General features: G+C 71.9%; 23 protein-coding genes. 9 read left to right on the forward strand and 14 right to left on the reverse strand.

All coding sequences use genetic code 11. The features are described 5' to 3' along the window. Window positions 1-4 precede the first annotated feature (4 nt). On the forward strand, window positions 5-670 hold the full coding sequence (locus AB0J71_RS17595) for a pentapeptide repeat-containing protein (protein WP_364414967.1): 666 nt from the start codon (window positions 5-7) through the stop codon (window positions 668-670). Between the two features lie 48 nt (window positions 671-718). On the opposite strand, the gene AB0J71_RS17600 is transcribed toward AB0J71_RS17595, so the two are convergent. The 4 genes from AB0J71_RS17600 to AB0J71_RS17615 are packed head-to-tail and all read right to left on the reverse strand — an operon-like array spanning window position 719 to window position 3,960. Then, the gene (locus tag AB0J71_RS17600) at window positions 719-1,741 is read right to left on the reverse strand and encodes a nitronate monooxygenase (RefSeq protein WP_352319919.1); all 1,023 of its coding nucleotides are present in this window, start codon (window positions 1,739-1,741) and stop codon (window positions 719-721) included. Then, window positions 1,738-2,472 carry a CoA-transferase gene (locus AB0J71_RS17605; RefSeq protein WP_352319917.1) on the reverse strand — a complete coding sequence of 245 codons (735 nt, stop codon included), beginning with the start codon at window positions 2,470-2,472 and terminating at the stop codon, window positions 1,738-1,740. The genes AB0J71_RS17600 and AB0J71_RS17605 overlap by 4 nt, the downstream gene beginning before the upstream one ends. Continuing rightward, window positions 2,459-3,235 carry a CoA-transferase gene (locus AB0J71_RS17610; RefSeq protein WP_364414969.1) on the reverse strand — a complete coding sequence of 259 codons (777 nt, stop codon included), beginning with the start codon at window positions 3,233-3,235 and terminating at the stop codon, window positions 2,459-2,461. Before AB0J71_RS17610 ends, AB0J71_RS17605 begins: the two co-directional genes overlap by 14 nt. Continuing rightward, window positions 3,232-3,960, reverse strand: a complete 729-nt coding sequence (locus tag AB0J71_RS17615) for an enoyl-CoA hydratase family protein (protein WP_352319914.1) — start codon at window positions 3,958-3,960, stop codon at window positions 3,232-3,234. The genes AB0J71_RS17610 and AB0J71_RS17615 overlap by 4 nt, the downstream gene beginning before the upstream one ends. A 46-nt stretch (window positions 3,961-4,006) precedes the next feature. Between AB0J71_RS17615 and AB0J71_RS17620 the strand changes: the two genes are divergently transcribed. Together AB0J71_RS17620 and AB0J71_RS17625 are read left to right on the forward strand one after the other, a co-directional pair. Beyond that, window positions 4,007-4,735 carry an SDR family oxidoreductase gene (locus AB0J71_RS17620; RefSeq protein ID WP_352319912.1) on the forward strand — a complete coding sequence of 243 codons (729 nt, stop codon included), beginning with the start codon at window positions 4,007-4,009 and terminating at the stop codon, window positions 4,733-4,735. A gap of 29 nt (window positions 4,736-4,764) precedes the next feature. Continuing rightward, entirely contained in the window at window positions 4,765-5,673 is a 909-nt protein-coding gene (locus AB0J71_RS17625; RefSeq protein WP_364414971.1) for an SDR family oxidoreductase, read from the forward strand. Window positions 5,674-5,683: 10 nt separating this feature from the next. On the opposite strand, the gene AB0J71_RS17630 is transcribed toward AB0J71_RS17625, so the two are convergent. Genes AB0J71_RS17630 through AB0J71_RS17640 form a run of 3 tightly spaced genes read right to left on the reverse strand, consistent with a single transcriptional unit; the run spans window position 5,684 to window position 7,938 of the window. Further along, window positions 5,684-6,754: a hypothetical protein gene (locus tag AB0J71_RS17630; protein WP_364414973.1), complete on the reverse strand. Its 1,071-nt coding sequence runs from the start codon at window positions 6,752-6,754 to the stop codon at window positions 5,684-5,686. Then, on the reverse strand, window positions 6,751-7,239 hold the full coding sequence (locus tag AB0J71_RS17635; protein WP_352319906.1) for a SigE family RNA polymerase sigma factor: 489 nt from the start codon (window positions 7,237-7,239) through the stop codon (window positions 6,751-6,753). The genes AB0J71_RS17630 and AB0J71_RS17635 overlap by 4 nt, the downstream gene beginning before the upstream one ends. Window positions 7,240-7,284: 45 nt before the next feature. Next, on the reverse strand, window positions 7,285-7,938 hold the full coding sequence (locus AB0J71_RS17640) for an NIPSNAP family protein (protein WP_364414975.1): 654 nt from the start codon (window positions 7,936-7,938) through the stop codon (window positions 7,285-7,287). Window positions 7,939-8,153: 215 nt separating this feature from the next. Here AB0J71_RS17640 and AB0J71_RS17645 point away from each other — a divergent pair, with 215 nt between their 5' ends. From AB0J71_RS17645 to AB0J71_RS17655, 3 genes are all read left to right on the forward strand, one after another. Further along, a complete protein-coding gene (locus AB0J71_RS17645) occupies window positions 8,154-8,411 on the forward strand; it encodes a hypothetical protein (RefSeq protein ID WP_352319902.1) in 258 nt (85 codons plus the stop codon). Between the two features lie 32 nt (window positions 8,412-8,443). Beyond that, window positions 8,444-8,701 carry a hypothetical protein gene (locus tag AB0J71_RS17650; RefSeq protein WP_352319900.1) on the forward strand — a complete coding sequence of 86 codons (258 nt, stop codon included), beginning with the start codon at window positions 8,444-8,446 and terminating at the stop codon, window positions 8,699-8,701. 90 nt (window positions 8,702-8,791) lie between these two features. Then, window positions 8,792-9,607: a hypothetical protein gene (locus AB0J71_RS17655; RefSeq protein WP_364414977.1), complete on the forward strand. Its 816-nt coding sequence runs from the start codon at window positions 8,792-8,794 to the stop codon at window positions 9,605-9,607. Here AB0J71_RS17655 and AB0J71_RS17660 read toward each other — a convergent pair whose 3' ends face one another. From AB0J71_RS17660 to AB0J71_RS17685, 6 genes are all read right to left on the reverse strand, one after another. Next, window positions 9,608-10,354 carry an SDR family oxidoreductase gene (locus AB0J71_RS17660; protein ID WP_352319897.1) on the reverse strand — a complete coding sequence of 249 codons (747 nt, stop codon included), beginning with the start codon at window positions 10,352-10,354 and terminating at the stop codon, window positions 9,608-9,610. 34 nt (window positions 10,355-10,388) lie between these two features. After that, window positions 10,389-11,594 (reverse strand): hypothetical protein, encoded by a 1,206-nt coding sequence (locus AB0J71_RS17665; protein ID WP_364414979.1) that lies wholly within the window; start codon window positions 11,592-11,594, stop codon window positions 10,389-10,391. Window positions 11,595-11,622: 28 nt separating this feature from the next. Beyond that, window positions 11,623-12,918: a DUF2252 domain-containing protein gene (locus AB0J71_RS17670; protein WP_364414981.1), complete on the reverse strand. Its 1,296-nt coding sequence runs from the start codon at window positions 12,916-12,918 to the stop codon at window positions 11,623-11,625. Between the two features lie 63 nt (window positions 12,919-12,981). Further along, window positions 12,982-13,755, reverse strand: coding sequence for an SDR family oxidoreductase (locus AB0J71_RS17675; protein ID WP_352319891.1), 774 nt, complete (start codon window positions 13,753-13,755; stop codon window positions 12,982-12,984). A gap of 11 nt (window positions 13,756-13,766) precedes the next feature. Continuing rightward, window positions 13,767-14,888 (reverse strand): acyl-CoA dehydrogenase family protein, encoded by a 1,122-nt coding sequence (locus AB0J71_RS17680; RefSeq protein ID WP_352319889.1) that lies wholly within the window; start codon window positions 14,886-14,888, stop codon window positions 13,767-13,769. After that, window positions 14,875-15,396, reverse strand: a complete 522-nt coding sequence (locus AB0J71_RS17685) for a flavin reductase family protein (RefSeq protein ID WP_352319982.1) — start codon at window positions 15,394-15,396, stop codon at window positions 14,875-14,877. The genes AB0J71_RS17680 and AB0J71_RS17685 overlap by 14 nt, the downstream gene beginning before the upstream one ends. Window positions 15,397-15,682: 286 nt before the next feature. Here AB0J71_RS17685 and AB0J71_RS17690 point away from each other — a divergent pair, with 286 nt between their 5' ends. Next, the gene (locus tag AB0J71_RS17690; RefSeq protein ID WP_364415077.1) at window positions 15,683-16,843 is read left to right on the forward strand and encodes an acetyl-CoA acetyltransferase; all 1,161 of its coding nucleotides are present in this window, start codon (window positions 15,683-15,685) and stop codon (window positions 16,841-16,843) included. A gap of 3 nt (window positions 16,844-16,846) precedes the next feature. Further along, a complete protein-coding gene (locus AB0J71_RS17695) occupies window positions 16,847-17,290 on the forward strand; it encodes an OB-fold domain-containing protein (protein ID WP_352319887.1) in 444 nt (147 codons plus the stop codon). Between the two features lie 377 nt (window positions 17,291-17,667). On the opposite strand, the gene AB0J71_RS17700 is transcribed toward AB0J71_RS17695, so the two are convergent. Then, window positions 17,668-17,991, reverse strand: a complete 324-nt coding sequence (locus tag AB0J71_RS17700; RefSeq protein ID WP_352319885.1) for a hypothetical protein — start codon at window positions 17,989-17,991, stop codon at window positions 17,668-17,670. Between the two features lie 138 nt (window positions 17,992-18,129). On the opposite strand from AB0J71_RS17700, the gene AB0J71_RS17705 reads away from it, so the two are divergent. After that, window positions 18,130-18,882, forward strand: coding sequence for a GntR family transcriptional regulator (locus AB0J71_RS17705; RefSeq protein WP_352319883.1), 753 nt, complete (start codon window positions 18,130-18,132; stop codon window positions 18,880-18,882). The last annotated feature ends 244 nt before the right edge of the window (window positions 18,883-19,126 follow it).

Consider the following 19,126-nt stretch of genomic DNA (forward strand, 5'->3'; position numbering starts at 1 on the left):
CACCGTGATCCTCGACGGCGAAGACCTCTCCCACAGCCGCCCCGCCCTCCACGACGACGGGCCGCACGTCTTCCGCGACTGCGACCTGACGGAGGCCGACCTGTCCGGAGCCGCGCTGGCCGGCGCCCGCTTCGAGTCCTGCGTGCTCGACGGCGCCGACCTGCGCAAGGCCGACCTCGACGGCGCGGTCTTCGCGGGCGGCGGCCGCATGCGGCCGAGGTTCAACGACGCCGACCTGATCGACGCGACCTTCACCGACGTCGACCTGTCCTCGGCCCAGTTCGGCGGCGCCCTGCTCACCGACGCCTCCTTCCAGGGCTGCCGCATGATCGGCGCCGCGCTCACGGCCTCGCGCGGCACCGGCTTCAAGGTCGCGCGGTGCAACCTGACGCTGGCCAACCTCGGCGGCTGCTCGCTGCGCGGCGAGTTCATCGAGGGCGTGCGCTTCGACGACGCCGACCTGTCGGGCTGCGACTTCACCGAGGCCACCTTCAGCGACTGCCGGCTCATCGGCACGCGACTGCTCAACACCACCTTCGCCAAGGCCGACCTGCGCGGCGCCGACCTCGGGCAGCCCGACGACGCCAAGCTGCGCGCCTTCGCCGGCGCGATCATCAACCAGACCCAGGCCAACGCCATCCTGCTGGCCAGGGGCATCACCGTCGTGTGAGCCAGACGCGCCGCGGATCAGACCAGCACGGATCAGGCGCCGTGCGGGTCAGGGCAGGCGCTTGAGCACCGCCTCGGCCTCGGCCATCACCCGGCCGATCAGCTCGGCGCACGACGGCAGGTCCTCGATCACGCCCACCACCTGGCCGGAGGCCATCACCCCGAGGTCGGCCCGGCCGTCCACCATCGCCGCGCGCAGCAGCACCGGCGTGTTGGCCGCCTGGAGCACCTGCGCCCAGGTCAGCTCCCGGCCGCGGCGCATCCGGCGTCCCTCGCGGACCAGCGCGCCCCACGACAGGCCGGACAGCCGCCGGAACCGTGCGCCGTTCAGCACCGCGCGCAGCAGCCGCGACCGTTCCAGCGAGGCCACGAACGGGGTGCTGAGCACGCGGTGCGGCACGCCGTCCACCCTGGTCGTCACGACGGTCTCGCGGGCGGTCAGGTAGACGTCCTTGACCGTGTCCGGCACCGGGGACTCGCGGGTCAGCAGGAACCGGGTGCCCATGGCGATCCCGCACGCGCCGTAGGCCAGCGCGGCGACCAGGCCCCGGCCGTCGAAGAAGCCGCCCGCCGCGATCACCGGGATGTCGACCGCGTCCACGACCTGCGGCAGCAGCAGCGTGGTGGCCAGCGGGCCGGTGTGCCCGCCGCCCTCGCCGCCCTGCACGATCACCGCGTCCACGCCCCACGCGGCCACCTTCTCGGCGTGCCGGCGCGCCCCCACCGACGGGATGGTGACGACCCCCGCGTCCTTGAGCCGGGCGATCAGCTCGCGCCGGGGCGCCTGGGCGAACGACGCCACCCGCACGCCCTCCCTGATCATCACCTCCACCCGCTCGGCCGCGTCGTCGGCGTCGGAGCGGATGTTCACCCCGAAGGGAGCGTCGGTCCGCTCCTTGACCCGCCTGACCGCCGCCGTCATCTCGGGCACCGACATGGTGGCGGCGCCGATCACGCCCAGCCCGCCCGCCGCCGAGACGGCCGCGGCCAGCCGGGCGCCCGCGACGTACCCCATGCCGGTCTGGACGACGGGATGGCGGCAGCCGGTGAGCTCGGTCAGCGCCGTCCTCACCCGGCCACCTCGCGGTCGCGCGCCCGGCCGGGATCCAGCCGGTCCAGGACGGCCAGCTCGACCGCGTCCGGCTCCCGCGTCGTGGGCACCTGCGGCGGGACGACCAGGTCGAAGCCGGTGGCGGCCAGCACGTCGGCCACGCCCACCCCCGGATGCGTGGACACCAGGCGCATCGAGCCGTCGGGCGTGGCGAAGTCGAGCACCGCCAGGTCCGTCACCACCCGCCGCAGCTCGTACGCCCCCCGGTCGGTGCCCAGCCCGCTCACCATGTCCACCTCGGGCACGAACACCCGCCGCGAGTGCCGCGGGATCCAGTAGCTCGTCGGGTCGCACCGCGTGTTCCCCGGCGCCCCGCGCACCCCGAGGAGCTGGGCCTTGGGCCGGGCCCAGTCGCCGATGCAGGAGATGTTGCTGTTCCCGTGCCGGTCGATCTGGCTCGCGCCGAGCATCACGTGCCGGCGGCCGTTCAGCACCAGCCACAGGTGCTCCCGGAACGGCAGCCACCCCTCCACCACCCCGGGCGCCGCCCCCAGCGCGGGCACGTCGCCGGTGAGCAGGCAGACGCCGTCGGAGGTGAGCAGCTCGGGCTCGAACGTCAGCCGGGCCAGCCGCGCGGCCAGCACCGTGATCGCGCCGCCGATCCCGGCCGCCAGGATCTCCCCGTCGCCCCTGAACGCCTCCGCGCAGGCCAGCACACAAACGTCCGCCCTGCTCACCTCAGTTCTCGTCATCGACGCCGCCCTCCACGTACCGCCGCTGCCGTTCCTCGTCGCGCGGGTAGTCCGGCTCGCACGAGGTGAACCCGGCCCCGCCGGGCGCCTCGACCACGCCGGTCACCATCGACCGGCTGATCAGCAACGACTGCACCGGGCCCTCCTTCAGCAGGTCGGCGGTGTCCACCAGCCGCTCGCAGGACACGTAGCAGCGCGCGGCAGCCTTGGCGTACAGGTCGTCGAAGTACGGGTCGGGCCCGAGGTACTGGGCGTTCCCGCGGGCGTCGGCCCGGTTCAGGTGCACCAGCGCCACGTCCATGGTCAGGGCGGGCACCGCGACCAGCTCCTCCCCGTCCCCGTACGGCGAGCGCACGGTCCGCAGCTCCGGATTGACCCGCAGCACGCCGGACCCGAGCCCCGCCCGCGTCGGCAGGAACGGCAGCCGGTGCGCCGCCGCCAGCAGCCCGAACAAGAACATGCCCTCGTCGTACTCGGTGAACTCGACCGCGCCCGCCTGCCTGGCCGCCCGGAAGTGCGGTTCGAGGGGGATGGAGTCGAGCGTGACGAACGGCGCCACGACCCGGCGCACCTTGCCCGCCGCGCACAACATGCCGACGTCCGGGCCGCCGTAGGAGACGACCGTCAGATCCCGCACGGACGTGCGCAGCAGGCCGCCCACCAGGGCCATGGGCTTGCGCCGCGAGCCCCAGCCGCCGATCCCGACCGTCATCCCGCTCTCCACCGAGGCCGCGACCTCCTCGACGGACATCACCTTGCTCATCGGAACCGCTCCCTGTGCTCGTCGCCCATGCCCATGAGGTTCAGCTCGAAGGTGAAGCCCTGCTCGAAGCGGTAGCTGCGCCGCACGTCCACCGGGTCGATGCCGTTCAGCGACTCCTTGGCGCGGCGGATGACGTACGGATCCTTGGCCGCGATCTGCCCGGCCACCTCCATCGCCGCCGCGCGCAGCTTGTCGCGCGGCACCACCTCCAGGACCGACCCGAACGCGCGCAGCTCGGCCGCCGTGACGTTCCGGCACGTGTAGACCATGGCCCGCATGAGGTGCTGGGGCACCAGCCGGGCCAGGTGCGTGGCGGCCCCGAGCGCCCCGCGGTCCACCTCGGGCAGCCCGAAGTAGGCGTCCTCGCTGGCCACCACCACGTCGGCGTTGCCGGCCAGGCCGACGCCGCCGCCCAGGCAGTGTCCGTGCACGGCGGCGACCACCGGCACCTCGCACTCGTAGACGGCCGCGAACGCCTCGAAACACTGCCGGTTCGCCCCGACGAGCGCCGTGTGCCCGGCGTCGGCTTGCATCTCCTTGATGTCCACGCCGGCGTTGAACCCGCGGCCCTCGGCCCGCAGCACCACCACCCTGGTCGCCGGGTCGCGCCCGGCCGCGCGCACCGCCGCCGCCAGGTCGGCCCAGCCCTGGACGGTCAACGCGTTCACCGGCGGCACGTCCACCACGACCTCGGCGACCGGCCCGTCCCGCAGTGTGATCCCCATCGCGCTCCCTGGTCGCACCTAACGCTTGCTTGGTACGGTAGCACCCGTGACGGTCACTTACGACTACACGGGCAGGTCCGTGCTGGTGACGGGCGGCACCCAGGGCATCGGCGCGGGCATCGCCAGGGCCTTCCGCGCGGCCGGCGCCGACGTGACGGTCTGCGCCAGGAAGGATCCCGGCCCGCTGGACGGACTCCGCTTCGTCCAGGCCGACGTGCGCGTCCCGGCGGACGTCGAACGGCTGGTCGCCGGGTTCGACCGCCTGGACGTGCTGGTCAACAACGCCGGCGGCTCGCCGCCCGCCCCCGTGTCGGGCACCTCGCCGCGCCTGCACGCCCGCGTCATCGAGCTCAACCTGACCGCCCCCCTGCTGGTCTCCCAGCGGGCCCACCCGCTGCTGGCGGCCGCCCGCGGGGCGATCGTGATGATCGGCAGCGTCAGCGGCGCCCGTCCCTCGCCCGGCACAGCCGCGTACGGCGCCGCCAAGGCGGGCCTGCACCACCTGGCCCGCTGCCTGGCCGCCGAATGGGCCCCCGAGGTCAGAGTCAACTCGGTCGTGGTCGGCCTGGCCGACACCACGGCGGCCGAGCGGTACACCGGACAGGGCCGGGCGGACGCCACCATCCCCGCGGGCCGCCCGGCCACGCCCGCCGACGTGGCCGCGGCGTGCCTGTGGCTGGCCGCCCCCGGCTACGTCACCGGCGCCGAGGTACGGGTGGACGGCGGCGGCGAGATCCCCGCCTGGCAACACCTGGCTTCTGACGATATTTCCTGATATCTGTGCATGATCCCTTGGGAGGTCTTGTGGGCATTTGCGCTGGCCGCGTGGTGATCGTGACAGGCGCCGGACGCGGCATCGGCAGGCAGCACGCCCTGGAGTTCGCCCGGCAGGGCGCCCGCGTCGTGGTGAACGACCTCGGCACCGCCCGCGACGGCGGCGGCGCGTCCGCCGGCCCGGCCCACGAGGTCGTCGCCGAGATCGAGGCCCTCGGCGGCCGGGCGGTGGCCAACTGCGACGACGTGTCCGACTGGGCCGGCGCCGCCCGGCTGGTCAAGACCGCCGTCAGCGCGTACGGCCGGCTGGACGTCCTGGTCAACAACGCCGGCTTCCTGCGCGACCGCATGCTGGTCTCGATGACCGAGCAGGACTGGGACGACGTCGTCCGCGTGCACCTCAAAGGCCACTTCCTGCCGCTGCGGCACGCGGCCGCGTACTGGCGGGAGCGCTCGAAGGCGGGCGAGGAGGTGTCCGGCAGGGTGGTCAACACCTCCTCGGGCGCGGGCCTGCTGGGCAGCGTCGGCCAGGCCGGCTACTCGGCGGCCAAGGCCGGGATCGCCGCGCTCACCCAGGTCGCCGCCGCCGAGCTGGCCCGCTACGGCGTCACCGTCAACGCCATCGCGCCGGCCGCCCGCACCCGGATGACCGAGGAGGTGTTCGCGGCGACCATGGCCAGGCCGCAGGACGGGTTCGACCCCATGGACCCGGCGAACGTCGCCCCGCTCGTGGTCTGGCTCGGCTCGGCGGCCTCCGCGCACGTGACGGGCCGGGTCTTCGAGGTCGAGGGCGGCACGATCGCGCTCGCCACCGGCTGGCGCCACGGCCCCGCCGTGGACCGGGGCGCCCGGTGGTCGCCGGAGGAGGTGGGGGAGGCCGTCGCCACGCTCCTGGAGGCCGCGCCCGCCCCCGAACCGGTCTACGGCGCGGCCCCCTGACCCCCGCCGGCTAGCGGACCAGTCCGGGCACGGACGACTGGCCGTCCCCCCGCAGCGCGAACAGCTCGGTGGCACGTCCCGAGTCCACGTCCACCGCGTAGACCACGGCGGTGGCGCGGGGGGCGTCGTCCGGATAGGCCAGCATCGTCACCTCACGGGCGGACGTCCAGCCGCCCAGTTTGGCCGGCCGCAGCCCCGCGGCGAGCCCGGCCGGCCTGACCCGGCGCTCCGCGCCTCCCGTGACGTCGAAGACGACGATCGTGCCGTCGCGCCGCACCATGGGCTCGCGGTTCCGGTCGAGGGTCGTGCCGACGCGGGCGATCGTGCGGCCGTCCGGGGCCAGGGCGCTGAAGTCGTAGGTGTGCTCCGGGACCGTCAGCGGGTCGCGGCCGGACACCCACAACGACGTGGTGTCCCCCTTGGCCCTGGCCAGCACGACCGGGCCCGTCCCGTCGGCCACGCTCACCGGCCACGAGCCCTTCGGCAGCGAGGCCGACGTGCCGGCCCGCACGTCCACGAGCCGGGGCGCGCCCGTCGCCGACACCGCGAACCGCAGGCCGCCGGGGGAGAGCCGCAGCGCGTACTCGCCGGCGAAGTCCCGGTCGTCCTGCTTCAGCGGCGACGTCCACACCTGGCCGCCGGCCAGGTCCCGGACGACGATCGTGCGCTTGCCAGGGCTGTAGTAGGCGATCCGGCGCCCGTCGGCCGTCGCCTCGACCGGCCCGTTCCGAGGCCCGTCGGTCAGCTCGTACGTGGCGCCGTCCCGGGTGACCAGCCGCCACCGGCACGCCGGACCGTCGGTGCGGCACATCGGCCGGTAGAACTGCTCGACCGGCGCGACCCCCTTGGCGGGCAGCGGAGGGGCGGTGGCCGCCGGCGGCGTGAGCACGATCGGCGGCGCCGGACGCGCCTGCTGCAGCAGCACGGCGCCGCCGCCCCCGACCACGCAGAGCGCCGCCGCGACGCTCACCGCCAGCCGGGTCGCGCGCCTGCGCCGGGCGCGCAGGACGGCCCGCGCCCCCAGGTCGACGACCGGCGCCTGCTCGGCCAGCGCGTGCAGGTCCTCGCGCAGCGTCTTCATCGGTACACCTCCGCGGGGGTCAGGGCGCGCAGCCTGGACAGCGCGTAGTGCGTCTGGCTCTTGACCGTGCCGAGCGAGACGCCCATGAGCCGGGCGGTCTCGTGCTCGGTGCGGTCCTCGTAGAAGCGCAGCACGATCACCGCGCGCTGTTTCGGGGTGAGCCGGGCCAGCGCCTTGAGCAGGGTCAGGCGGCGCACGGTCGCCTCGTCGTGCGCGTGCCCGCCGATCTCCGGCAGCTCGGCGGCGGGCAGCTCGGGCCGTCTGCGCCGGCGCCAGGAGATGGTCTGGTTCACCAGCGCCCGGCGCGCGTACGCCTCGGGGTTGCCGTCCTTCGCGAGCTTGCCCCAATGCGAGGCGACACGGGTGAGGACGGTCTGCAACAGGTCCTCGGCGAGATGGGGGTCTCCGGTGAGCAGGTACGCGGTCCGCATCAGCGACTGCTGACGGGCGCGGACGAACTCGTGGAACCCCTCGTAGCGGTCCATGTAGGAAATCAACTCCGCCGAGGGCCCGAGGGTTGGAAGAAGTCGTCAGCGCATCGACGACCGGGCGGTGGGACGCAGGCGCAGCCGCACCGGCGGGGCGGTCAGGCGGGCGTCCAGCATGGGCAGGTCCGCCTGGCGCTCGTCCTCCGGCCGGGCGAACCGGGCGAACCACACGAACACGTTCTCCCCGGTCCGGACGGGCAGGCGGGGGAAGGTGTTCTCGGCGTGCTCGCTCTCCAGGCAGCCGACCGGCGGCGTCCCGGCCTCGGCCAGCGCGGGCGCGACCTGCCCGGCGAAGAACTCGGCGAAGCCCTCCCCGACGTGGCAGATGGTGGCGACGTACAGGGCGGCGGGGAGCTCGGCCGCACCCGCGGGGGGCCGTTCCCAGGAGGGCAGCTCCGGGCCGGACGGGCGGAGCAGCAGCACGTCGTCGGAGTCGATCATGGTGGCGTTGGCGGCGTCGCGGTGCGCCCGCCAGACCGGGCCGTCGTAGAAGCCCTCCAGTGCCGCCCGGCGCGCCTCCATGTCGGGGAAGGCGCGCAGCCAGGTGAAGGTGTCGGGCGCGTCCGGATCGCGGAAGGTGCCCGCGACGCGCATGCCGACCGCCTCCTGCGGCTCGACGAACTCGCGCTCGAACAGCGTGATCAGGGTGTCGCGCCGTCCGGGGTGAAGGGTGTACCGCCGTAGTTCGTAGATCATGGCCGGACGCTAGGGCGGGGTCACTGCCATCTCGTGTCAGGGTAGGCGGCGAACAATGTTCTGATAACTCTGTGCTACCGATTGGCAACGCAGAGTTATATAGTCGCATTGACCTTGATCCCAATGGGTCACAGAAGGTCAAAAAGAGGGCGGCGGCTGCCCAGGGCCCTGGCTCCCGCCTCCTCGCAGGGGTCCACACCGGTGAAGGAGCAGAAGTGATCAAAAGGCTGTGCGCCGCAGGGGCCGTGCTGGCCGCGGCCGCCGGCGTCGCCATGGCGGCCGTTCCCGCCCACGCTGACACCTGGTCCGACAACTGGAGCAGCAACAGCGACTCGTCGCAGTCGGGCAACAACTTCGGCGACGTCTCCGCGGCCAACCGTGGTGGCTGGGACTCGACCAACGTCAACAACATCAACGGCGTCGCGACCACCGCCACCGACGGCGGCATCGCGGTGACCTACATCTTCTACTGACCTCCGTACAGCTCCGAGGAAGGGACATCGACATGATGAAGAAGCTCTGCGTGACCTCCGGCGCCGTCGCCGCGGCCGCCGCCCTGACGCTCCTGTCCGCCCCGGCCCACGCCGACGTCACCGCGGGCAACTCCAGCTCCAACCACGACACCTCCCAGTCGGGCAACAACTTCGGCAACGTCGTGAACGTCAACGTGAGCGGCACCGACGCCACCAGCGTCAACAACGTCAACGGCAACGCCACGACCGCCACCGACGATAGCCACGCCGGCACCAGCGTCGACTCCTAGCCAGGCCCGGGGGCGCCCTCCGGCGCGGAGAGGGCGTCCCCGTGCGGGCCGGGTCGAGGCGGCCCGGCCCGCCCCCACTACCATCCCTGGATGACGAACTGTGCATATGTCACCTTTGATGACCCAACCGGCCTGGACGACGAGCGTGACCTCGCGCTCTCCCACTGGCACGCCCACGGCATCGAGGGCCGCGCCGAACGCTGGGACGACCCCGCGGCCGACTGGAGCGCCTACGACGCCGTCGTGGTGCGATCGGCCTGGGACTACATCGACCGGCGCGCGGAGTTCCTGGCCTGGGCCCGCCGCGTCGAGTCCGTCACCAGGCTGCTCAACCCGGCCGTCGTCCTGGAGGGCAACACCGACAAGACGTACCTGAGAGACCTGGGCGTGCCGACCGTGCCGACCCACTGGTCCGCCCACGACCTGCCCGACTGGCCCGAGTACGTCGTCAAGCCCGCGATCTCCGCCGGAGCCCGCGACACGACCAGGACCACCGACCGCGACCAGGCGGCCGAACTGGCCGCCGCGCTCCAGGCCGCGGGGCGGCAGCCGATGGTCCAGCCCTACCTCGACATGGTGGAGTCGGAGGGCGAGACCTCCCTGCTGTACTTCAACGGCCGCCTCAGCCACGCCGTCCGCCGCCATCCGATGCTGAAGGCGGGGGCCACCCTCGACCACAACGCGCGGGCCGAGCTCCGCACCCCGGCCCCGGACCAGGTCGACCTGGCCGAGAAGGTGCTCGCAGCCATTCCCCACGCCCTTCTCTACGCCAGGATCGACCTGGTCCGGCTGTCCGACGGCACGCCGGTGGTCATCGAGCTGGAGCTGACCGAGCCGTACCTGTTCCTGCGCTACGCCCCGGACGCCCCGGCGAACTTCGCCAGGGCCCTTAAGGCGCTGGTCTGATCAGCAGGAGATCCCGCCGTCCACCGGGATGACCGTGCCCGTCAGGTAGGACCCCGCCCGCGAGGACAGGAAGACGGCCGTGCCCGCCATGTCGTCGGGACGGCCGATCCGCCCCAGGGGCACGTTCGAGGCGATGGCGGCGCGGGTGGCGGGGTCGTCCAGGGCGAAGGCCATCATCTTGGAGTCGAACGGCCCGGGGGCGATGGCGTTGACCGTGATGTGCTCCTTGGCCAGCTGCCTGGCCAGGTGGCGGGTCAGCATGTGCACGGCCGCCTTGGTGGAGGAGTAGGCGTAGCTCTCCAGGGCGGGCACCCGGATGCCGTCGATCGAACCCACGTTGATCACCCGGGCCGGGTCGTCCGGGCCGGCCGCCTCGCGCAGGTTCGGCAGGAACTTCTGGGTCAGGTAGAAGACGCCCTTGACGTTGATGTCCCAGAGCTTGTCGAAGGCGTGCTCCGGATACTCCTCCAGAGGCGCGCCCCAGGTGGCGCCGGCGTTGTTGACCAGCACGTGCAGCGGGCCGCCCACCGCCGTGACCAGCGTGTCCACCCCCTCGGGCGTGGACAGGTCGGCCTGCACGGCCGTGCACCCCAGCTCGGCGGCGGTCTTGTCGACCTCCGCCGCCTTGCGTGCCGATATGACGACGGTCGCGCCGGCCGCCACGAACCCGGCGGCGATCATGCGGCCGATGCCGCGCGAACCGCCGGTGACGACGACCGTCTTGCCTTCCACCGAGAACAGACTCATGTTCCGGAAGCATGCCATACCGACTGGTCGGTTACTAGCTGCCCTCGTCCTTCACCCAGAGTCGCAGCAGCCCCCGGAAGTGCTCGGTGAACCGCTCGCGCTCGGCCGCCGGGTACGTGGCCGCCACCGTGTCGACCAGCAACCGGTCGAACTCCGGCCCGTCCACCCACTCCAGGACGATCTCGTCGAGGTGCGCCAGATGCGTGCGGCAGAACTCCTCGTACCGGTCCACCTCGAAGTAGCGGTCGGCCAGCTGGCGGTACTGGGCCAGCCGTTCCCCGTAGTCGCCGGTGACCTCGAAGTAGTCGTGCGTCTCCAGGTCGATGCGCGGCCGGCGGCGGGTGGCCACGCAGAACACGCTCCACTTCACCAGCGCCTTGATCGCCCACGGGAAGTAGTAGTGCAGGCTGGTCAGCGCCACGTCGGGGCAGGCGTTGGCGTAGTCGATCGGGTGCACGTCGGCGCCCTTGACCAGCGTCTCGCAGGAGTTGAACTCCCAGCGGAAGAACGCGTTCACCAGCCGCCCGACGGTGACGACCTCCTCGCCCACGGACGGCGAGAGGAACTCGTGGTCCACGGCGTACCTCGCGTGCATCGGCTCGTCGGGGCGGAAGCGCATGACCATGGTCTCCGCGCCGATCGACAACGACCTGGCGAAGGCGTCGTACCCCTCGACGGACTGCTGGAGGTGCATGAGCATCGCGCCGCTCTCGTCGTAGGCGCGGTGCAGCTCGTCGCGGTCGCGGACGCGGGAGACGCCCCGCCAGGCGCCGCCGTCGTAGGGCTTCATGAACAGCGGATAGCCGATGCGCTCGGCGACCGCGTCGAGGTCGAAGGCCCGGTTGTAGCGCTCGGCGGTGTAGGCGTACCGGGAGTTGTCCACCGGGTTCTTGTACGGCACCAGCACCGTCTCCGGCACCTTGAGCCCGAGCCGCATCATCGCGCAGTAGGCCGCGTGCTTCTCCATCGACTGGAACGTGAACGGGCTGTTCAGCAGATAGACGTCGTCCATCATGGCGATCTTCTTCAGCCACTCGCGGGGGTGGTAGTACCAGTACGCCAGCCGGTCGATCACCAGCTCGTGACGTGGCTTGGCGCGCAGGTCGAACGGCTCGATCGTGATGCGCTCGACGTCGAACTCGCCCACCCCCTTGATCGGCCCCACCCGGCGTAACACGGTCTCGAACGCCGCCGGCCAGTCCTCCTCGGTCCCCAGCAGCAGCCCAATGAGATGACGCACGATGCTCCTCCGCGGCCGCCGCGAGGGCTCACAGGCCGGGCAGGCGACCGTTCCTGAACAGGTCGACGAACCGTTGATGGTCTTCACGGGCCTGTGCCCCATATCGGTGGGCGAAATCCACCAGCATGCCGATAAATCCGGATTGATCGCCGTCGATGACCGCCACGATCGCCTCCTCCGTCGAGAAGTCCACCAGGTCGTGGCTGGACTCGTCGTCGGCCACCGAGTGCATGCGCGCCACCGCCCGTCCCAGGTCGCGCATGATGGAACGCAGCTCGTCGGGCTCGTTGACGTCGTCCCAGTCGAGGTCGGCCGAGTACGGCGACACCTCGGCCACGAGCTGGCCCACCCCGTCCAGCGAGGCGTACCCGAGCCAGGGGTCGGCGTAGGCCTGCAGCGCCCGCTGCGACTCGGCCGTGCGGTGGCCCTGGTGCAGGAAGTAGGAGGCCGCCTTCTCGTTGTCGACGTACCGGGCCACGGCCGGCGCCTGGGCCTGCTTCATGTAGAGGATGACGTCGTTCTCCAGCGCCTGCGAACGCCCCTCCAGCAGCAGGTTGTACGACGGCAGCCCCGCCGACCCGATGCCCACGCCCTTGCGCAGCGCCACGTCCTTGACGACGTGCTCGACCGGGCTGGACGGCGTGGGCAGCGTCCCCAGGTAGCCCTCGAACGCCGCCAGCACCTTCTCCCGGGTCGCGGCGTCGACCTCCTCCCGGCCGTCCATGAGGGCGAAGCGCCGGTCGTAGTCGTCGATCACGGTCTCCACGTCGAGCATCGCCACCCGCGTGCTGAGCCGTGCCGTCTGCAGCACCCGGTGCAGCACGCCGCCGGTGGTCTCCAGGGTGAGCGAGCCGATGGCGTCGTCGCCGCCGGTCGCGATGCCGTGCAGCTCGGTCAGGTACGCCCGCGCGAACTCGGTCACCAGCGCGCTGATCGTCTCGTCCGACAGCGCCTTGGCGTAGCCGATCAGCGCCACGCTGGCGGCGAAGCGCTTGAGGTCCCAGACGTAGGGGCCGACGTAGGCCTCGTCGAAGTCGTTGACGTTGAAGACCAGCACCCCGGAGGCGTTCATGTACGTGCCGAAGTTCTCGGCGTGCAGGTCGCCGTGGATCCAGACCCGGCCCGTGGGCTCGTCGAGGTAGGAGCCGTCGGCGAAGTCGCCGGTCAGGTCGGCGTAGAACAGGCCGGCGCTGCCCCGGTAGAAGGCGAAGGGGGAGGCCGCCATCTTGCGGAACTTGCGCCGGAAGGCGGCCGGGTCGCGTTTGATCGACTCGCCGAACTCGCTGATCAGGACGTCGAGCAGGAAGGAGGAGCGTGTGCCCATGCAACGGACGGTAGCCCGCCCGATGCCCGCCGCCTACCCCGAGTTCTCCCTGACAGGGCCAGGTCAGGGATGTTGCGAGGACACCGAGACGGTCTCGCCCGTCATGTACGAGGAGTAGTCGCTGGCCAGGAAGACGATCACGTTGGCCACCTCCCACGGCTCGGCCGACCGTCCGAACGCCTCCTTGGCGGCCAGCTCCGCCAGCAGCTCCTCGCTCGTCACCTTCGCCAGGAAGGGGTGCACGGCCAGTGACGGCGCCACCGCGTTCACCCGTACGCCGTGCTCGGCGACCTCCAGCGCGACGCACCTGGTCAGCGCCATCACCCCGGCCTTGGCCGCCGCGTAGTGCGCCTGCCCGCGCTGCGCCCGCCAGCCGACCACCGAGGCGTTGTTGACGATCACGCCCGAGCCCTGGCCGATCATGTGCCGGACCGCCGCCCTGGTGCACCGCATGGTGCCGTTGAGGGTGACGTCGAGGACCGTGTGCCACTGCTCGTCGGTCATCTCGGCCAGCGGGGCCGTACCGCCGAGGCCGGCGTTGTTGATCACCACGTCGAGCCGGCCGTGCGCCTCCACCACCGCGTCGAACAGCGCCAGCACCTGCGGCTCCGACGTCACGTCGCACGGGACCGCCAGGGGCTTGACGCCGGTCAGCTCGGTCAGCGCGTCGGCGGCGGCGGCCAGGCGGCGCTCGTGCCGGTCGGACAGGACGATCGTCGCCCCCTCCTCGGCGCAGCGCCTGGCGGTGGCGTAGCCGATGCCCGCGCCCGCGGCGGCGGTCACCAGCGTGACCTTGCCGTCGAGCAGACCGTGCGACTTCGGATAGGGCGGTGCCATCCGTGCTCCAATCAGCGGGGGAGTCCAAGAGTGCGCTCGGCGATGATGTTCCGCTGGATCTCACTCGACCCGGCATAGATCGTGTCCGCCCGGCTGAACAAATACAAGCGCTGCAGGTCGTTCAGCCCGCCCGCCGCCACGAGCCCGGCCTTCCCCTGCACCTCCTGCGCCAGCTCGCCCAGCCGGCGATGCCACTCCGACCAGTAGAGCTTGGCGATCGACGCCTCCGGACCCGGGCTCGGGCCCAGCATCCGCAGGGCGTTCAGCCGCATGATCTCCAGCTCCAGCCACGACCGCACGAGCCGGTCGCGCAGCACCGGGTCCTCGGCCGCCCCCGTCCGCCGGGCGGTCGCGATCACCTCGGCCAGCTCCCGCCGGAACCCGATCTGCTGCCCCAGCGTGGACGCGCCGCGCTCGTGGCCCAGCGTGGCCATGGCCACCCGCCAGCCGTCGCCCGGCGCCCCGAGCAGGTTCCCCGCCGCCGTGCGGGCGCCGTCGAAGAACACCTCGTTGAACTCGGAGGTGCCGGTGAGCTGCCTGATCGGACGCACGGTGACGCCCGGCCCGCCCATCGGCACCAGCAGGTACGACAGCCCGCGATGCCGCTGCGAGCCCTCCTCGGTCCGGCACAGGACGAAACACCAGTCGGCGACGTGGGCCAGCGACGTCCAGACCTTCTGCCCGGTGATCACCCACTCGTCGCCTTCGAGCCGCGCTCTGGTCTGGACGTTGGCCAGGTCGGACCCGGCCTCGGGCTCGGAGTAGCCCTGGCACCACAGCTCCTCGCCCCGCTGGATCGGCGGGAGGAACCGGTCCTTCTGCTCGTCGGTGCCGAACTCCAGGATGGTCGGGCCGATCAGCCCCTCGCCGATCAGGCCGACCCGGGCGGGGGCGCCGGCCCTGGCGTACTCCTCGTAGAAGGCGACCTGGTCGTCGAGGGAGGCGGCCCGGCCGCCGTACCGCTCGGGCCAGCTCAGGCAGGTCCACCCCGCCTGGCCGAGCCGGCGTTCCCAGGCCAGGCGCAGGTCGTGCCCCTCGTGCTCCCTGCCGGGCCCGCCAAGGCCGCGGACGTGCGCGAACTCGCCGGACAGGCTCTCCTCCAGCCAGGCGCGGGCCTGCTCACGAAGGCTCAACAAAGCCCCCGTAGCCGCCCTGGAAGAAGACCAGGGGGCCGCCGTCGGCGTGCGTGTCGAGCTGCAGCACCCGGGCCACCACGATCATGTGGTCGCCGGCCGGGTGCTCGGCCTCAATCACGCAGTCGAGCCAGGCCAGCGCGCCTTCGAGCACCGGGTTGCCGCCGGGGGAGCCGGTCCAGGCCAGGCCGGCGAACTTGTCGCCGCCCTTGGCCGCCATCTGCGCGCAGACCGGCTGCTGGTGCTCGGCCAGCACGTTGACGGTGACGACCTTCGCGCCGCGTACCCGGGGCCAGCTCGTGCTGGTGTGGGCCACGCAGAAGGCCACCAGCGGCGGGTCGAGCGAGACGGAGGTGAAGGAGTTGGCCGCCAGGCCGCACGGCTGGTCGTTCGCCGGGTCGAGGGCGGTGATCGCCACCACGCCGGTCGCGAACCTGCCGAGGACCTGGCGGAACCGGCGGCCGTCGATGTGGCCGTTCCCGTTGTGCTGTGCTGGGCCGGGCGGCATGGCGGCTCCGTTACGAGTCCTGCTGCGCTGGTAGGGCGTCGGAAGGCCGCGACAGCCGTCCGGCGCGATGAGCCGGGCAGCGTGTGTGCTCATGGGGTCCGCCTCCTCGTCACCGACTGCGCCCATCATACATACCAAGCGCTTGCTTGGACACTAGGCTCGTTCCGGAAAGCCTGTCAAGCCGCCCGCAGCCCGCTGCGGCTGCCGCCCGCCTTCCGGCGGCCGGGTCGTTCGCGGTTGACATGGGGAAAAGGGTGGGCATAGCGTGATCTATGTGCCCAAGCGCTTGCTTGATTTTCGGGATGTGACCGCCATCGCGGGGATCGGCTACACCCCCTTCACCAAGAACTCGGGCGTCAGCACCCTCACCCTGGCCTGCCGGGCCGTCCTGGCCGCCCTCGACGACGCCGGCCTGCCCCCGGACGCCGTGGACGGCCTGGCCACCCACCGCGTCGGCGACTCGGCCCCGCCCTCCCTGGTGGCCCCCGCCCTCGGTCTGCCCGACCTCGCCTGGCACCTCGACCAGTTCGGCGGCGGCAGCGTCTCGCACGCCGTCGTCGGCCAGGCCGCCCTGGCCGTGGCCACCGGGATGGCCGAGACCGTCGTCTGCTACCGCGCGATCAACGCCCGTTCCGAGTTCCGCATGGGCGGCACTGGGCGTGGGGTGCCGGTCAGCCCCGAGGTCCAGTACCAGGCCCCGTACGGCTACGTCGCCCCGCCGCAGCAGTACGCCATGTACGCCCGCGCCCACATGCTGCGGTACGGCACCAGGCCCGAGCACTTCGGCCGCGTCGCGGTCACCCAGCGCGCCAACGCGGTCAAGAACCCGCGGGCCCTCATGCGCACCCCGATCACGCTGGAGGACTACCTGGCCGGCAGGTGGATCGCCGAGCCGTTCCGCCTCCTGGACTGCTGCCTGGAGACCGACGGCGCCTGCGCCCTCGTCGTCACCACCGCCGAACGCGCCCGCGACCTGCGCCGCCACCCCGTCCTGATCTCGGCGGCGGCCTGGGGCGGCGGCACGTCCCACCTGTCGGGCACGGGCCCGGCCGATCCCACGGTGACCGCGGCCGCCGCCCTGGCCCCGCGCCTGTACGCGCAGGCCGGCCTCGGCCCCGGCGACGTGGACGTGGCCGAGATCTACGACTGCTTCACCTACTCGGTGATCGTGCAGCTGGAGGACTACGGCTTCTGCGCCAAGGGCGAGGGCGGCCCGTACGTGGAGTCGGGCGCCACGGCCCCGGACGGCGAGCTGCCCGTGAACACCCACGGCGGCTTCCTGTCGGAGGGGTACGTGCACGGCGTCAACCACGTCGCCGAGGCGGTCGCCCAGCTCAGGGGCGAGGCCGGCGACCGGCAGGTGCCCGGCGCCGAGGTGGCGCTCTCGACCGCCCAGCCCGGCTACATCCTGCCCGCCACCTCCGCGCTGATCCTCAGGAGGTCGTGACCCATGCCCTACGGTCCCCGCCCCGAGCCCGACCGCGACTCCGCCGAGTGGTGGGAGCGCCTGGCGCGCGAGGGGTTCGCGGTGCAGCGCTGCGACGGCTGCGGCACCGCGCGCTTCCCGGCGCGGGCCTTCTGCCCGTCCTGCCGGGGCGAGGCGTGGCGGTGGCTGCCGGTGCCGGCCGAGGGCGTGGTCGAGAGCTGGATCGTCAACCGCCGGGCCTTCCTGCCGGGGGCGGGGGAGCCGTACGTCGTGGTGATGGTCCGGCTGGACGCCGTGCCCGGCTGCCTGGTGCACGGGAACTGGCGCGGCGCCGCGCCCGAGCCGCTGCCCGGCCAGCGCGTACGAGGGGTGCGCACGCGCGTCGACGACCGGCTGACCCTGCTCGACTGGGAGCCCCTGGACGGGGACGCGGATGCCCATTCGCCCGAGCGCACATCCTCCCGCTGATCGGTCCAGATCCGGACTTTCGATTCGTACCGGAAAATCCCACCAGTCCCACCATTGCGAAGGTGCCTACAGGTTGGCCCGTGAGGGTTGATGATGAAGCTGAGGCGTCAACCATGGAGGCGACCCGGACGTGGCGGCGTACGTGTGCGGTAGCGACTCGGCGACAGACGTGACACCGAGGTCACGACCGCTGACCCCTGCCGCCGGCCCGGGCCCGCGTCGGACGGCGCGCAGCCCTCCGGGCACGGGGGCGGTACGGCGGCGCAAGACAGGTCCCTCTCGGAGGAAGGCGCGTCCTGGCGGGCGTGGGGGACCCGCCAGGACGCGCTTCCTGCCCCGTGCGCGGCGACGCCAGGACTCCGGCGAGGGATGGAGTCCTAGGCCGCGAGTTCGCGCACGGAGTCGGTGGGGGTGTGCGAAGGCACGTGCCGCCGGTGACGAACGGTGCTGCGTCGAGCCGCACCGACAGGGTCATCGATGGGGTGCGTGACGGGGGCGCCACCCTCCTCGTTCCAGACAAAGGATCCGTCTATGCACCACACGGTCAGTTCGGTCGACACCGAGAGCACGGACAATGCCTTTTCGTTGCTCTGGTGCTTGTGGGAGAACCCGTCGCGGCGCAACGCGTAACGCAGTAAACGAGTTGCTTCGCGGGGGTCCTGCCAGGGCAGGAACGGCGTGTCCGAGTGAACCGGCAACACTTGGCCTCCACCCCCTCACCGGCCTTTAGATGGATTTGTACCAACGAATGGATGATGGGCCGGTCGAGGGGCTTCGGTCAAGGGGTTGTGGCCTGCTAGAACCAGATCGTCTAAATTGTTGGAACAAAAGGGGTGAAAGTGGCAAGGTCGGTGCTGTATCAGCAGGTGGCGGCGGAATTGCGTCGAGCCATCTACTCGGGTGTCCTCGGCCCCGGGGCGCAGCTGCCGACCGAGGCACAGCTCATGGAAGACCACGGGGTGAGCAGGAACACCGTCAGGCTGGCTCTCGGGGAGCTCGTCAACGAGGGGCTGGTCACGCGCACGCCGAGGCGCGGCACGGTGGTCCGCGACCGCAGGCCGCTGCTCATCTACCCGCAGCGCGAGCTGGAGCCGCAGCCCACCGGTGAACTGAAGGAGGCCTTCGCCTACGCCGTTGCGCAGGAAGGCCGGGCGCCGAGCCAGTACATTGAAGTGCTGACGGTTTCTCCCGTCGAGGAGATCGCCAGCAGGCTGGAACTGGCCGACGGAGAGCTGGCGGTCGTGCGTCGCCGCCTGCGGTTCGTCGACGGCCAGCCGTACAACACCAACGACTCCTACTTTCCCCGTGATCTGGTCGCCGACTCCGAGATCGCCAGGCCCGGAGACATCGCGCGCGGGGCGAACAGGGTTCTGGAAGAACTCGGGCACGCGCAGATACGCGTCGTCGACGACATCTGGGCCCGCATGCCCAACCAGGAGGAGGCCGAGCGCCTCCAACTCGAACTCGGCACGCCAGTCATGGTCTACGTCCGAGTCGGATACGACGGGGCCGACATGCCAGTGCGTGTCGCTGTGTCGGTGCTGCCCGCCGACAAACATCTGATCAGATACGAGCTCGATCGTCGCCGCTGACGGGCTCGGTTGAAGGGGTGATCCCGCCGGCCGGGCGCAGCGAGAAAGCCGCCTCGCTGGCCTAGGGGAGTCGTGCATACTCCCCTAAATCGCCATTTATCCATATATATCGGGTTGAGGACCCATATCGCCCCTGCGCGACATTGCGTCATCACGCTGTGTGTCGGCACGGGCACCCAACGCATCGAAGGGCTGTATTATGCACACAAACACCCTCCTTCACCCCCTCGCACTCCGGCGCGCG

It is taken from the genome of Nonomuraea sp. NPDC049637, assembly GCF_040675235.1.
In the GTDB taxonomy this organism is placed as follows: Bacteria; Actinomycetota; Actinomycetes; order Streptosporangiales; family Streptosporangiaceae; genus Nonomuraea.